The sequence below is a fragment of the Roseibium sp. AWQ4_290 genome, assembly GCF_056160985.1.
This window is the reverse complement of the sequence record NZ_JBSWYG010000009.1, coordinates 207,881-220,721: the sequence shown is the minus strand read 5'-3', so window position 1 is coordinate 220,721 and position 12,841 is coordinate 207,881. Positions and strand designations below refer to the sequence as shown.

Annotated in this window: 13 protein-coding genes, 1 tRNA gene and 1 riboswitch; of the genes, 7 read left to right on the top strand and 7 right to left on the bottom strand. The window is 58.4% G+C overall.

The genetic code is table 11. The features are described from left to right. Positions 1–187: hypothetical protein (locus ACXAH0_RS11460; protein ID WP_475191312.1), on the top strand; the 187-nt coding region annotated here is incomplete at its 5' end. A 116-nt stretch (positions 188–303) separates the two neighbouring features. On the opposite strand, the gene ACXAH0_RS11455 is transcribed toward ACXAH0_RS11460, so the two are convergent. Further along, positions 304–377 (bottom strand) — tRNA-Gly (locus tag ACXAH0_RS11455). A 176-nt stretch (positions 378–553) separates the two neighbouring features. Here ACXAH0_RS11455 and ACXAH0_RS11450 point away from each other — a divergent pair. Next, on the top strand, positions 554–1,354 hold the full coding sequence (locus ACXAH0_RS11450; protein WP_475186986.1) for an ion transporter: 801 nt from the start codon (positions 554–556) through the stop codon (positions 1,352–1,354). Here ACXAH0_RS11450 and ACXAH0_RS11445 read toward each other — a convergent pair. The 3 genes from ACXAH0_RS11445 to ACXAH0_RS11435 form a co-directional block, all read right to left on the bottom strand. Next, entirely contained in the window at positions 1,351–2,997 is a 1,647-nt protein-coding gene (locus ACXAH0_RS11445; RefSeq protein WP_475191310.1) for a hypothetical protein, read from the bottom strand. The two genes, ACXAH0_RS11450 and ACXAH0_RS11445, sit on opposite strands and share 4 nt — an antisense overlap. A 248-nt stretch (positions 2,998–3,245) precedes the next feature. Continuing rightward, a complete protein-coding gene (locus ACXAH0_RS11440; RefSeq protein WP_475191308.1) occupies positions 3,246–3,800 on the bottom strand; it encodes a YigZ family protein in 555 nt (184 codons plus the stop codon). Positions 3,801–3,806: 6 nt separating this feature from the next. Further along, positions 3,807–4,943 (bottom strand): 2'-deoxycytidine 5'-triphosphate deaminase, encoded by a 1,137-nt coding sequence (locus tag ACXAH0_RS11435; RefSeq protein WP_475191306.1) that lies wholly within the window; start codon positions 4,941–4,943, stop codon positions 3,807–3,809. Between the two features lie 130 nt (positions 4,944–5,073). After that, positions 5,074–5,153: riboswitch (SAM riboswitch) on the top strand. A 45-nt stretch (positions 5,154–5,198) separates the two neighbouring features. Between ACXAH0_RS11435 and ACXAH0_RS11430 the strand changes: the two genes are divergently transcribed. Next, complete coding sequence (locus ACXAH0_RS11430) at positions 5,199–6,398, top strand: O-succinylhomoserine sulfhydrylase (protein ID WP_475183698.1); 1,200 nt, start codon at positions 5,199–5,201, stop codon at positions 6,396–6,398. 172 nt (positions 6,399–6,570) lie between these two features. Further along, entirely contained in the window at positions 6,571–7,347 is a 777-nt protein-coding gene (locus tag ACXAH0_RS11425) for a Stf0 family sulfotransferase (RefSeq protein WP_475191304.1), read from the top strand. Positions 7,348–7,355: 8 nt separating this feature from the next. Here ACXAH0_RS11425 and ACXAH0_RS11420 read toward each other — a convergent pair whose 3' ends face one another. Continuing rightward, a complete protein-coding gene (locus ACXAH0_RS11420; protein WP_475191301.1) occupies positions 7,356–7,976 on the bottom strand; it encodes a LysE family translocator in 621 nt (206 codons plus the stop codon). Between the two features lie 108 nt (positions 7,977–8,084). On the opposite strand from ACXAH0_RS11420, the gene ACXAH0_RS11415 reads away from it, so the two are divergent. Further along, positions 8,085–8,969: a LysR substrate-binding domain-containing protein gene (locus tag ACXAH0_RS11415; RefSeq protein ID WP_475191299.1), complete on the top strand. Its 885-nt coding sequence runs from the start codon at positions 8,085–8,087 to the stop codon at positions 8,967–8,969. A 16-nt stretch (positions 8,970–8,985) separates the two neighbouring features. Here the strand turns inward: ACXAH0_RS11415 and ACXAH0_RS11410 are convergent, their stop codons facing one another. After that, positions 8,986–9,603, bottom strand: a complete 618-nt coding sequence (locus ACXAH0_RS11410; protein ID WP_475191295.1) for a CDP-alcohol phosphatidyltransferase family protein — start codon at positions 9,601–9,603, stop codon at positions 8,986–8,988. Positions 9,604–9,785: 182 nt separating this feature from the next. Here ACXAH0_RS11410 and apaG point away from each other — a divergent pair, with 182 nt between their 5' ends. Further along, positions 9,786–10,187 carry a Co2+/Mg2+ efflux protein ApaG gene (gene apaG / locus ACXAH0_RS11405; protein ID WP_475183688.1) on the top strand — a complete coding sequence of 134 codons (402 nt, stop codon included), beginning with the start codon at positions 9,786–9,788 and terminating at the stop codon, positions 10,185–10,187. Between the two features lie 305 nt (positions 10,188–10,492). Here apaG and ACXAH0_RS11400 read toward each other — a convergent pair whose 3' ends face one another. Then, positions 10,493–10,864, bottom strand: a complete 372-nt coding sequence (locus ACXAH0_RS11400; RefSeq protein ID WP_475183719.1) for a tellurite resistance TerB family protein — start codon at positions 10,862–10,864, stop codon at positions 10,493–10,495. Between the two features lie 254 nt (positions 10,865–11,118). Here ACXAH0_RS11400 and ACXAH0_RS11395 point away from each other — a divergent pair, with 254 nt between their 5' ends. Next, entirely contained in the window at positions 11,119–12,777 is a 1,659-nt protein-coding gene (locus tag ACXAH0_RS11395; RefSeq protein ID WP_475183686.1) for a lysine--tRNA ligase, read from the top strand. Positions 12,778–12,841: the final 64 nt, after the last annotated feature.

The window sequence follows — 12,841 nt, the reverse complement described above, 5'->3', positions numbered from 1 at the left end:
CACAAATCGCCGACCACAAGATCAATCGCATCAACGAACTCATGCCTTGGTGTTACGCTGCAAAAGCAGCGTAACAGAGCGCCTGGCCGCCATGAAGACCGGCTTCACCGGGCGGACACTCTGGAGAGGGCTAAAAATTGCCCTTTCGGACGGCTTGGATCGCTCGGACGGCAGGTTTTCTATTTAGTCTTAGAGTGAATTTATAGGATGATAATGGGTATGCGAAACGCTGAATCCTGCTTCCCCGGTGCTTCCCCGAATATCAAGCTCTTGGCGAAATGTCTTCTAAGTTATTGAAATTGCTGGAGCGGGTGAAGGGAATCGAACCCTCGTCTTAAGCTTGGGAAGCTTCTGCTCTACCATTGAGCTACACCCGCCACTGTGACTGCTTTCTGGGCCGACTTGGCGTTGGTGTCAAGCGGGTGAGGAGCGTTTCTCCGGGGATGAGCGCAAAATTTCCAATCAGCGGTGATCTTGCGTCTGGCGGCAGAAATCGCCATGTTCGCGCCGGTGCGGCAGCGCACACTGGGATTTTAAAACGTCGGGTCAGGATATGCGGCAAAAGGTCAGGGCGCTGGTCACATCGCGCAATTGGGAAATCTGCATCATTGCGATCATCGTTGTGAATGCCATTACGCTGGGCCTGGAAACCAGCCAGCCGGTCATGAGCCGCATCGGCGGTCTGCTGGTGACGGTCGATCACATCATTCTCGGCATCTTCGTGGCCGAGCTGATCCTGCGGCTTTACGCCCATGGCCTGAAATTCTTCAAGGATCCCTGGAGCCTCTTTGACTTTGTCATTGTCGCCATTGCCCTGGTGCCGTCCGGCGGTCCGCTGTCCGTGCTCCGGTCCTTGAGGATCCTGCGTGTCCTGCGCCTGATTTCCGTTGTGCCGTCGCTGCGCCGGGTGATTGGCGGCCTGATTGCCGCCCTGCCGGGCATGGGGTCCATTGTGGTGCTGATGGCGCTGGTCTTTTATGTCTTCGCCGTCATGGCCACCAAGCTGTTCGGGGACACCTTTCCCGAATGGTTTGGCGATCTTGGTGCTTCGCTCTATACGCTTTTCCAGATCATGACGCTGGAAAGCTGGTCGATGGGCATCGTGCGCCCGGTCATGGATGTCTTTCCCTATTCCTGGCTGTTTTTCGTGCCCTTCATCCTGTGCACTGCCTTCACCGTGCTCAATCTCTTTATCGGGATCATCGTCTCGGCCATGCAGGAGGAGCATGAGAGTGAAGCCGACGCCAACCGGCAGGCGATCCATGATGATACCGGCCTGATCCTGCAGGAAGTGAAAGCGCTGCGGGCAGAGCTGACGGAACTGCGCGCAGCCGTAAAGGCGCAGAAAAGCTAGGGTCTCTGAGGAGGGGCGGGTTTGTGAACCGTGAGCTGCGGGAAGGGGATCGTCCAGCCGTTTTCCGTGCAGCACTCAATGGCAAACCGCGCCAGAGCATGTTCGACCGTTTCATAGACGTGCCCCATGCCAGGGCCGATATCCGCCTCGATTTCGTAGTCGAGTGAGGAGGATCCGGCCCGGAACAGGGTCACATAGGTCGCCAGAACGTTATGTGTCCCGATTGTCTCGCGCAGTTTCTGGTCGATATAGGCCTTAAGCGCCAGCTGGATGGTGGAGGCCGCCTCTGCCTGGTGGCCATAATCGATCCCGAATTCGATGGTGGCCCGGTATCTGTGGGACAGGTTTTTCGGGGTCTGGTTCAGAAAGGCAGGGGTTGTGAAATGGGTCACGGCGCCGCCTTCTTCGCGCAGGTGCACCGCTTCGGGACTTTGCAGGACCACTTCCGCCCACAGGCCGTTGTCCAGCAGCACCCAATCGCCTTCTTCACAAGGAAACCACTTTTCGTTGCCGTCCATCGGCCGGGAATGCTGTCCGCGCAATTCGCGCACTGGCACGGTGTAGTGGCCCCCGCGCAGGCTCGGATTTTCCAGTTCGGAATAAAGATCCAGCCGGCTCACACGCCAGGGCACGTTGTTGATGACCACCCGTTCGCCTTCCTGAACAGCCCCCAGATTGAGCAGCAAGGTCACTTGTTCAATCAGGCTGGGCAGGGATTTCAAGATGAACCAGCCGATCGTGAGGAAAGCCAGCAGCATGGCGCCGGTCAGGAACCAGTCATTGTAGAAATTGAAGATCGCAATGGTGGTGCCAAAAGCCAGGCACAGCGTCAGCGCATCATAGATCAAGGTGCCGAGACGGACCGGAAAGCTCCGGTTCCGGTTGCTGCCGATCAGCGCCAGCAAAAGGCGCCGGGTGAGGCGGGACACCAGGATCACTGCCACAAAGGCAAAGAGGCCGATAAAGAAGTTGCGGCCCCTGTCACTGAAAAACGAGGTGAAAGCCCGGCTGGCCACGTCACCGGGATCGACCTTCTGGTCCTGCCGGGCGCGCAATTGCTGGCCGAGCGTTGTGGACTGATCCTCCGCCAGGATCAGCCGCGTCTGCCAGTCCTTGAGGATCAGCTCCAGCCGTTTGCGAAGGGCGCTGTCTTCAGGGGTGCGGGCAATCATCGGCTTGAGACGCGCAATCGCGGTCTTGGCCTGATCCGTCGCTTCGCCGGCTGTCAGCAAGGCACGCTTCAACTGCTCGATCTCACGGGCATTTTCCGTTGCCGACTTGAGGGTCCAGACGAAGGGGCGGACCAGTTCTTCCAGTTCGTCCTGCAGCTCGAATGGTTTATCCGCCGGGTCCAGATCGCTGGTGGACATGCCGGTAGCCAGGCCGATCAGCTGGTTTTCCAGCTTTGCGATCTCCAGATTGATGACCTTGAGCCGTTCTCCCAGATCGGTCCGGTCGATATCGGTGCCGGCCTCCTCGATGGCTTTGCGCAACTCTGCGGCGGCCTCCTGCTTGATCTTCTGGGCTTCCAGAATGCTCTCGATGGCCTTCAGGGACGTTGCGATCTCGTCGCTGGCCTGTGCGGACGGGGCCGGGCGCGAAGATGGCTGGGTCTGCGCAAGCGCGGCGGGAGACAGGGTCAAGAGAAGCGTCAAATGAAGCATTGCAGCAAGACTGCGCAGCAGGGGCGGAGGCAGAAGGGACGGGAAGGTCCACCGGTCCTGTTCGGTGTTCGAAGGCCCGGCGCTGGGGAGCGTGCGCTCAAAATATCTGAAACATGTTCGTGATGTCTGCAAAGCCCTGATCTCTGATTCCGCTGCATGGAGAGCGTGAGCATAGTCACAGTTGGAGATCCGTAAAAGACACAGTCGAGGGGAAACCCAGGCCGGGTTCAGCCCACCAGCTGGCTGATGCGGTCCTCCGGTCCTTCCACGCTCAAGGTCACTCCGGTTTCGGTATAGTGCCGGGCGGTCACCGTCAGGCCGAGGGTGCCGATCTGGCGTTCCAGATCGGACGCCGAGGCGAAGCTGGCGCTGAGCGTCCGTGTCAGAATCTTTTGGAACAGCACCAGCTCTGCGCTGTTGATCGCGTCCTGGGCTGCCCCCGAATAGGCCCGGGCCAGGCCGCCGCCGCCCAGTTTCGTGCCGCCGAAATAGCGCACGATCAGCACGCCGCAATTGATCAGTCCAGCCCCTTGCAGAACCCGCAAGGTCGGCATGCCGGAGGTCCCGGCGGGTTCGCCGTCATCCTTGCCGCTTTCCTCGATCCGGCCGTCTTCCAGAAGGCGCCGGTGGGCGCTGACCACATGATTGGCCTTGCGGTGGTCCTTGCGCAGCTCCTCAAGACGCGGCTCAAACAGCTCCATCGGCACCAGATGCGCCAGAAAACGGGATTTCCGGTCCTCCAGAAAGCCTTCGAATTCGCGTGTAACGGTCTTGAAAGCCATGCAGGATCAGGTAGAGGCCTTGAAGTGTTTCGACAGTTTCAAAGCCTGGCCCTGATAGTTGGAGCCGATCCCCTCGCCATAGAGGCTGGCAGGCCGTTCAGCCATGTGCTCATAGACGAGGCGGCCGATGGTCTGGCCGTGTTCCACAAGGAAAGGCACATCATGGGAGCGGACCTCCAGCACCGCCCGTGAGCCGATGCCGCCGGCGCCCGCATGGCCGAAACCAGGGTCAAAGAACCCGGCATAGTGCACGCGGAACTCGCCCACCAGAGGATCGAACGGCACCATCTCGGCGGCAAAATCCGGCGGCACATGGACCGCCTCCTGGCTGACCAGAATATAAAACGCATCCGGGTCCAGGATAAGCTCCGCCTTCTGGCGCCGGTAGACCGGCTCCCAGAAGTCGAGCGGGTGCTGCGCGCCGACCACATCCACATCAATCAGGCCGGAATGGTGTTTGGCGCGGTAGCCGATCAGGCTGTCCGGGCCGCCGCCCTCCAGATCGATGGAGAGCTGAACCCCGCCGCCAATGCGTTCATTGCCGCCGCTCATAAGCGTGTGCGTCTTGTGCACCTCTTCCAGTTTTTCATCGGCAATCAGCGTGAGCCCGCGCCGGAAGCGGATCTGGCTGAGGCGCGAGCCGCTGCGGGCCAGGATCGGAAAGGTAAGGGGGGAAATTTCCGCATAAAGCGGTCCGTGATAGCCCGCAGGCACCGTGTCGAAGGCATGGCCATGGTCGGTGATGACCCGGGTGAAGACATCCAGCCGCCCGGTGGAGCTTTTCGGATTGGCTGTTGCCGAAATATCCGCCGCCAGCGCCAGGCTTTCCTGCAGCGGCACGATATAGACGCAGCCGGTTTCCAGAACCGCGCCCTCTTTCAGGTCAACCGTATGTAGTTTCAGGGCGTCCAGGCGGCCTGCAACCGTGCTGTCCGGGCCGGGCAGGAAACTGGCGCGCACCCGGTAGGCGACCTGGCCGAGGCGAAGATCGAGGCTGGCGGGTTGAACCTGCCCGTCGACCGGCGGTTCGGCGGCCGTGATTTCTCCGGCGGCAAACATCTCGTGAATGATGCGTTCCGGCAGAATACCGTCCGCCTCCAGAGTTGCGCTGCCCGCCAGAGCCTGCCCCGCTGTCGCGTTCATTGAAAGGTCCTATTTGATCATCAATCTGGAATCCTTAAAGGATGGCGCCGCCAACGCCAACCGTGTTTGTCGCCTGCCCGGGCGATTTCGCGCAGGATGATTGACCCGGCAGCGCTTTTCCCTTAGGACACAGAGATTGTGTGGTGATTTGGGCCGGCCGGCTTGCAGCCACGTTAAACAACTTGCTAAAAAGGCCGGAGGTGCAAACCCCGGTCCTGCGGCTGGGGTTTTTTGCGTTTGGAGCGATGGAACAAGATGACTGAGACCACCAAAACCGGAAACAAGACGTGGCGTCCGGCAACCTCGCTGGTGCATGGCGGCACCGTGCGCTCCCCCTTTGGTGAGACCTCAGAAGCCATGTATTTGACCCAGGGCTTTGTCTATGACACGGCCGAGGCAGCTGAAGCCCGCTTCAATGGCGAGGATCCGGGCTTTGTCTATTCGCGCTATGCCAACCCGACCGTTTCCATGTTTGAAGACCGGATCAAGGCGCTGGAAGGGGCGGAAGCGGCCCGGGGCACGGCCAGTGGCATGGCGGCCGTCAATCTGGCCCTGATGGCTTCCGTGAAGGCGGGAGATCATGTGGTGGCCGCCAAGGCCCTGTTCGGCTCCTGCCGCTATATCTGCGAAACCCTGCTGCCGCGCTTCGGCGTGGAGAGCACGCTCGTGGACGGCACGGATCTGGACCAGTGGAAGGCGGCAGTGAAACCCAACACAAAGGCGCTGTTCCTGGAAAGCCCGACCAATCCGACCCTGGAGGTGATCGACATTGCCGCTGTTGCCGGGATCGCAAAAACGGCCGGTGCACGGCTGATTGTCGACAATGTGTTTGCAACGCCGCTTTTTCAGTCCCCGCTGCAGCTGGGCGCCGACGTTGTGGTCTATTCCGCGACCAAACATATTGATGGTCAGGGCCGCTGTCTCGGCGGTGTGATCCTGTCCGGCGAGGAATGGATCGCCGACGAGGTGATGCCCTTTGTCAAACATACCGGCCCACATATGAGCCCGTTCAATGCCTGGGTGCTGATGAAAGGGCTGGAGACGCTCCCCCTTCGTGTCGCCCGGCAGACGGAAACCGCTGGCCAGATCGCGGACTTTTTGGCCGGCCAAGCCAAGGTGAAGCAGCTCATCTATCCGGGCCGGGACGACCATCCTCAAGCTGACATTGTCAAACGGCAGATGCGCGGCGGGTCCACCATGTTGGCTGTGGAAATCGAGGGCGGCAAGGAGGCTGCTTTCCGCTTCACCAATGCGCTGGAGGTCATCCGGCTATCCAACAATCTGGGCGATGCCAAGAGCCTGATCACCCATCCGGCGACGACAACCCATCAGTCCATCGGGGACGAGGCCCGTGCAGAACTGGGCATCAGCGACGGCATGCTACGCCTGTCTGTCGGCTTGGAAGATCCACTGGATCTTCTGGAAGATGTCGAAAAGGCTCTGGGCGCGATTTGATCCCGGATCCGCACAGGGGCTCCGGATTTCTGCGAATTAGACCAGCAGGTTGAAGTGAATTCGAGCTGCTTAATCTTGTTTTTTAAGATGAAGATCGAAACATAACCGATTAAAATTATTTCAAAAACAAGGTTAAGAGCCAGCATCCTCTTTAGGCAAGTGAACGAAAATCATGTCCAGTACGCATGGAGCTGCCTATCAGGCCTTTGTCATCTGCACCTCGCCGCGCAGCGGCAGCACGCTGTTGTGCAAGCTGCTGGCGGCGACAGGAAAGGCAGGCAATCCAAAATCCTATTTTCACGACAACAGTCTTGACGAGTGGCAGGACTATCTCGGACTTGGCGGGCAGAGCTATGCCAGCGGCCGGGACCGGCTGACAGCGCTCTTGGAGGCGGCACGCGATCAGGGCAGGGCGGGCACCAGCCTCTTCGGGCTCCGGTTGCAGGGCAAGAGCTTTGTCTATTTTACCGGGCAGCTCAAAATCCTTTTTCCCGACCGGGCGACCCACGCGGCTCGCATTGAAGCTGCTTTTGGCAAGACACTGTTCATTCATCTGACCCGGAAAGACAAGGTCGCCCAGGCAGTGTCCTTTGTGAAGGCGAGCCAGAGCGGGCTCTGGCACAAGGCGCCGGACGGGTCCGAACTGGAAAGACTGTCGCCGCCCCGCGAACTGGCCTATGACCCGGACCTGATCCGGCAGCACCTGGACGAGATGACCCGGTATGATGAGGCCTGGAACCGCTGGTTCCAGGAGGAGGGCCTTCAGCCGCTGCGGATCTCCTATGATGCGCTGTCGTCTGACCCGGAACAGGTCCTCACCACGATCTTTGACCGTCTTGGCCTTGATCCGGACGGCGCACGGGGCATCGAGCTGCCGGTCGCCAAACTGTCGGATGAGGTCAACCGGGACTGGATCGATCGGTTCCGGGCAGATCAGTGTGACCGCTGAAACTCAAGTCAGGAGACTTTCGCAACCAGGCCCATGGCTCCGGCTGCTGCGGCGAGCGTTGCACTGCCGATACGGCTCATGAGCCGCGGATGGTTCTGCAGGAAACCAAGAGCGCGTTTTGCGCCAAGCGCATAGAGCATTACGAACATAAGATCGAGCACGGCAATCGTCGGGCACATGGTCAAAAGCTGGCCGGCCAAGGGGATCTGTGTGTCGAGAAACTGTGGAAAGAAGGCCGTGAAAAACACGAGTGCTTTTGGGTTCGCTGCGGCAACCAAAAAGCCGGAGACGTAGAGCTTGAAAGCACTGGCCGCATGCGGAACGGCAGGGATTTCCCTCTTGGCTGATGAGGTCCTGTACATTCGAAAGCTCATGAACAGCAACACTGCAACACCGCTCCACTTGATTGTTTGAAAGGCCAGCTCGGATCTGGTGATAACAAAACCCAGACCTGCAGCCACAATCAGCATCTGGATCGCGTTTGCAGAAATGTCTCCAAGGGCTGTGAAGACCGTCTTGCGCGGACCGTAATTTAGGGAATGCACCATCGCCAGAAGAATGCTCGGGCCAGGGGTTATGGTAAGGACGAGAGAGGTGGCGACAAAGGCCAGCCAGGCTTGAAGCGTCATTTTCTGAGAGTCCCGGAAAAGGTTGGTATCGGTGAAGGCCCGGAGGCCAAGGGCAGGAGTCTCAGAATTGAATTGGATAAAAAAATAACTTGAAGTTATAGTTTTGTTATGTCCGTTCCCGATATTCCAATGACAGTCGCCCGTGCACTCGGTCTCGTCCAGCGATATGGCAGCGTTTCAGAGGCTGCGCGGGTTTTGGGGGTCAGTCAGCCCGCGATAAGCAAGGGTATAGCTCAGCTTGAGCTCTCTCTCGGAATGCCGCTGCTGGTACGTGGAACGCGTCCACTGAGCCTTACCGATGAAGGCATGGCTCTGTCTGACTACGCTGTTCGAGCAGATCAACTGCAGCAGCAGGTTCTCAAGCAACTGGAAGACCTCAAAAGTTTTAGAAGCGGCACCGTGCGCCTTGGGTCTTTCGGATCTTCGGCGTCATTCCAGATCCTTCCGGGTATCTTATCGGCTTTCGCAAGGGTGTTTCCGGGGATCAATGTCGAAATTATGGAATTCCCCGATGAACAGCTTGCCCAATGCCTGGAAGACGGACTGGTTGATCTGGCAATCATGTCGCTTCCAGAGGATGAAGAACTCGAAATTGCCTCCGTAACAACCGACAGGCTCGTGGCGCTTGTTGCGGAACATCATAGTCTGGCAATGCACGACACTGTAACGCCTTCGGATTTGGCAAGGTTCCCGTTTATTTTGACCAAAGGTGGCAGTGGTCCGCTGGTAGAGCGATGGTTCGCAGCCTTGGGAGTGGTGCCGCGGGTGGCGCATACAATCCTTCAGATCAATTCAATCATTGCCCTTGTTGAAGCGGATTTGGGAGTTTCAGTTATTGCAGAACAAGCTCTGCCAAAACATTTGGGGCGATGCAGGATTCTCGGCCTGCAGCCAGAGGTTCCGCGCAGTTTCGGTTTTGTGCGAAAGGCAATAGCCGCACGGTCTTTCGCAGCGGAGCAATTCTGGAAATTTTGTTCTCAGAATCCGATTTGACCTAAGCGCAAGAAACTCAAGTCAGTTTTCCTGAAAACAATTTTACACCAGTCAGCACCCGCGCAAATGCGGAAACAAAACAGATCGCGGCAAAGCCCCAGGCGAGCACGGGGAACCAGACGGGAAACAGCGCCATCAAGAGGAAAAGCGCAATGGTTTCCGTGCCCTCGGCAAGGCCGCTCAGATAGTAAAGCGATTTTGCACCCTGCTTTTCTGTCTCAAGGCCCTGCCTTTCTGCCATGATGGCAAAGGCCAGAAAGGCGGAGCCGTTGGCATAGAAGCTGCAAAGAAGGGCTGCGGCAGGCAGGGCGTTCTGTTCCGGAGCATTGATGGCAAAGGCAAGTGGAATGGCGCCGTAGAAAAAGAAATCCAGCGTGATGTCCAGATAGCCGCCAAGGTCGGTCTTCCGGGTCGCCCGGGCAACGGCTCCGTCCAGGCCATCGGCCAGACGGTTGAGAGCGATCAGAACACAGCCGAGCAAGGGGAAGCCTGCGGCAATGGCAAGGGCGGCGCCGAGGCCAAACGCAAAACCGGTCACAGTGACGCTGTTCGGACCGATCCCGGCCCGGGCCAACTGGCGGCCCAGAGCGTTCAAAGGGGGATCGATCAAGGGGCGGATACGCGCATCAAACACGGGCAGGATCCATCAGTTGGGCAGTGCCGGCACTCTTTCGGGGGACCCGGCTTTGCGGAAAGCGTGTTGTAAATGCAAAAACATTCACAAAATCACAAGCGGGTCTCTTTCACGCTTATGTCATTCGCCCTATAAGCCCTCGGGAAGTTGCGGATCACCGCGCCAGTCTTGAAGGAACAACCGTGTCAGGCAGCTATAGCGCCATTACGCAAGGGATCGAAGTCTCTGTCGAGCCGTTTTATCTGGACGATGAGTCGAAACCGGAACAGTGCGAATTTATCTGGGCCTATATGATCGAGATCCACAATGGCGGCGAAGAACCGGTTCAGCTCAAGACCCGCTACTGGCAGATCACCGATGGGCTGGGGCGGCTGGCTGAAGTCCGCGGCGAGGGGGTCGTCGGGGAACAGCCGGTGATCGAGCCTGGAGAGACGTTTGAATATTCCTCCCAATGCCCGCTGGCAACCGACAATGGCATCATGGCCGGCTCCTATGCCATGGAACGGCCGGACGGAACCCTGTTTGATGTTACAATACCGGCCTTCTCGCTCGATCTGCCCGATGCGATCCGCAGCCTGAACTGATACCCCCCTAGTGTGGTGAAGTTGAAATACGCTTCACTTTAGCAGAAACCGCCGAAGCGTATTTCAAATTCGAAAACCACACTAGAAACATGACCTTGCTAGTCACCTTCTTGACTCTGAAGTTCGTTCGGAGCGTGCCGGGAAATGTGACGAACTTCAGAGTCAGGTGACTAGTCCGATAGGCCGCTATCAGGTGAGAAGGGTCGGAGCTTTGGGTCCGCCAGCGCCAAGACAAAACCGGGGCCGCCCGCGTTCATCGAACGGGACGGCCTCTTTGGAGACAAAATGCTTCGCTCTGTCCGAGGTCAGACCGTACGGTGGCGGGCAATCGCACCGCGCTCAATGGCGGCGACGGTCAGCTTGTCCAGCTCAAACCGGTCCCGCAGCATCTGGAGGAGGCGCAGCTCCTCCTTTTCCACGTGCAGATCGGCGGCCGCCACCTCGACGGCGAGTGCATAGGCGGTGTCATAGAGCTTGGGTGGCAGCACATCGCCCACCAGCTCCAGAACCAGGCCAAGGCCGTTTTCTTCCTGAAGAATATCGCCGCAGCGCTGGGCGGCCGGAATGATCTTGTTGCTGTCATACTGGTCGAATACCGGCAACATCTTGATCATGTCTCCGATCGTGGCCAGTTCGTTGTCCGTCATCGCATTGTCTGAGGCAGACACGATCACCATCACGTAGATGAGGGCTTCCTGAACGCTGATCGGTTCATTGTTAGACACTATGCACTCTCCGCACGCCTTCATGGATTCTAGTCGAAAGACCGGTGTAAAGGGTTGGCACCAAAGCTTCAAGTCACGGGCTTGCGACATTTGATTGACTGTTGCGCCCGGCTTTTCTAGTGTCGCGCCGCATCATCCAGGCCGGGTGTTCCGGGCCAGACAGGATGGTTTGCCTTCATCCCAAGCTTAAAGAATGAAACTCGAACATGACCGACCAATCCCTGCCTTCGCTTGACCTTTCGCAAGAGTTTGTCGAGGCGGCCGCCAAATCGAAAGCGTGGCCGTTTGAAGAAGCGCGAAAACTGGTCAAACGCATCGGCAAGCGGGATCCGGAAAAACCGGTTCTGTTCGAGACCGGCTACGGCCCGTCCGGACTGCCCCATATCGGCACCTTTGGCGAAGTGTTGCGCACGACCATGGTGCGAACGGCCTTCCGCCTGTTGACGGAAGACAAGATCCCGACCCGGCTTTTGTGCTTTTCCGACGACATGGATGGCATGCGCAAGATCCCGGAAAATGTTCCGGACAGAGCGGCGCTGGAACCGTATCTGCAGATGCCCCTCAGTGCCGTGCCGAACCCGTTTGGCGGTGATTATGACAGCTTTGGCGCCCACAACAATGCCATGCTGCGCCGGTTCCTCGACACGTTTGGCTTCGACTACGAGTTTGCCAGCGCGACGGACTATTACAAATCCGGCAAGTTTGATGACGTGCTGATCAAGGCGACGGAAAAGTACCAGAAGATCATGGACGTCATGCTGCCGACCCTTGGGGAAGAGAGGCAGGCGACCTATTCGCCGTTCCTGCCGATTTCGCCGTCTTCCGGCAGGGTGCTCTATGTGCCGATGAAATCCGTCAACCCGGCGGAAGGCACCATCACCTTTGACGACGAAACCGGAGAGGAGATCACGCTGCCGGTGACCGGCGGCAATGTGAAGCTGCAATGGAAGCCGGATTTCGGCATGCGCTGGGCCGCGCTTGATGTTGATTTTGAAATGTTCGGCAAGGACCACCAGACCAATGCGCCTATCTATGACAAGATCTGCACGATTCTGGGCGGCAAGGCGCCGGAGCATTTTGTCTATGAGCTGTTCCTGGACGAAAAGGGCGAGAAGATCTCCAAGTCCAAGGGCAATGGCCTGACCATTGACGAATGGTTGACCTATGCCTCGCCGGAAAGCCTGGCGCTCTACAATTACCAGAAGCCGAAAACAGCGAAGAAGCTCTATTTCGACGTCATCCCAAAGGCGGTGGACGAGTATTTCACCTTTGCCCAGAAATACGAGCAGATGCCGGTGGAGCAGAAGCTGCAGAACCCGGCCTGGCACATTCATTCCGGCAATATTCCGAAGATCGACCTGCCAGTGCCCTTTGCCATGCTGCTGAACCTGGTGTCCGCGTCCAATGCAGACAGCAAGGACGTGCTCTGGGCGTTCATTTCGCGCTACGCACCGGGGGTCACCGCAGAAAGCCATCCGGAACTGGATGCGCTGGTCGGCTATGCGATCCGCTATTTTGAGGACTTCGTCAAACCGGCGAAGTCCTTCAAGGTGCCGGATGAGATTGAGCGTACGGCGCTGGAACAGCTGGATGCCAAATTGGCCGAATTGCCAGCAGGTGCCGATGGCGCGGCTATTCAGGACGGGGTTCTGGATGTGGCCCGGGCGATCGAGCGCTATCAGGACCCGAACAAGAAGGGCCCCGATGGTGGTCCGGGCGTGTCTGTCGCCTGGTTCTCGGCCCTTTATCAGCTGCTTCTGGGCCAGGAAAAGGGCCCGCGCTTTGGCTCCTTCGTCGCGCTTTACGGGATTGACGAAACCCGTGAGATGATCCGCAAGGCGCTTGCGGGCGACCTGGCGGCGTAACGGAAAAGCAGCCGGAAGGCCGGGTCAGGGCGCCTTGAATTGGGCTGCGCTGTTCGAAAATCGG

Bases quoted from the DNA above. Each gene is read 5' to 3' on its own strand.
- ACXAH0_RS11400 (WP_475183719.1), bottom strand. From the start codon at position 10,864: ATGGTGATCGTGTCTGCCTCAGACAATGCGATGACGGACAACGAACTG.
- ACXAH0_RS11440 (WP_475191308.1), bottom strand. From the start codon at position 3,800: ATGGCTTTCAAGACCGTTACACGCGAATTCGAAGGCTTTCTGGAGGAC.
- ACXAH0_RS11415 (WP_475191299.1), top strand. From the start codon at position 8,085: ATGTCCGTTCCCGATATTCCAATGACAGTCGCCCGTGCACTCGGTCTC.
- ACXAH0_RS11425 (WP_475191304.1), top strand. From the start codon at position 6,571: ATGTCCAGTACGCATGGAGCTGCCTATCAGGCCTTTGTCATCTGCACC.
- ACXAH0_RS11450 (WP_475186986.1), top strand. From the start codon at position 554: ATGCGGCAAAAGGTCAGGGCGCTGGTCACATCGCGCAATTGGGAAATC.
- ACXAH0_RS11395 (WP_475183686.1), top strand. From the start codon at position 11,119: ATGACCGACCAATCCCTGCCTTCGCTTGACCTTTCGCAAGAGTTTGTC.
- ACXAH0_RS11435 (WP_475191306.1), bottom strand. From the start codon at position 4,943: ATGAACGCGACAGCGGGGCAGGCTCTGGCGGGCAGCGCAACTCTGGAG.
- ACXAH0_RS11420 (WP_475191301.1), bottom strand. From the start codon at position 7,976: ATGACGCTTCAAGCCTGGCTGGCCTTTGTCGCCACCTCTCTCGTCCTT.
- ACXAH0_RS11430 (WP_475183698.1), top strand. From the start codon at position 5,199: ATGACTGAGACCACCAAAACCGGAAACAAGACGTGGCGTCCGGCAACC.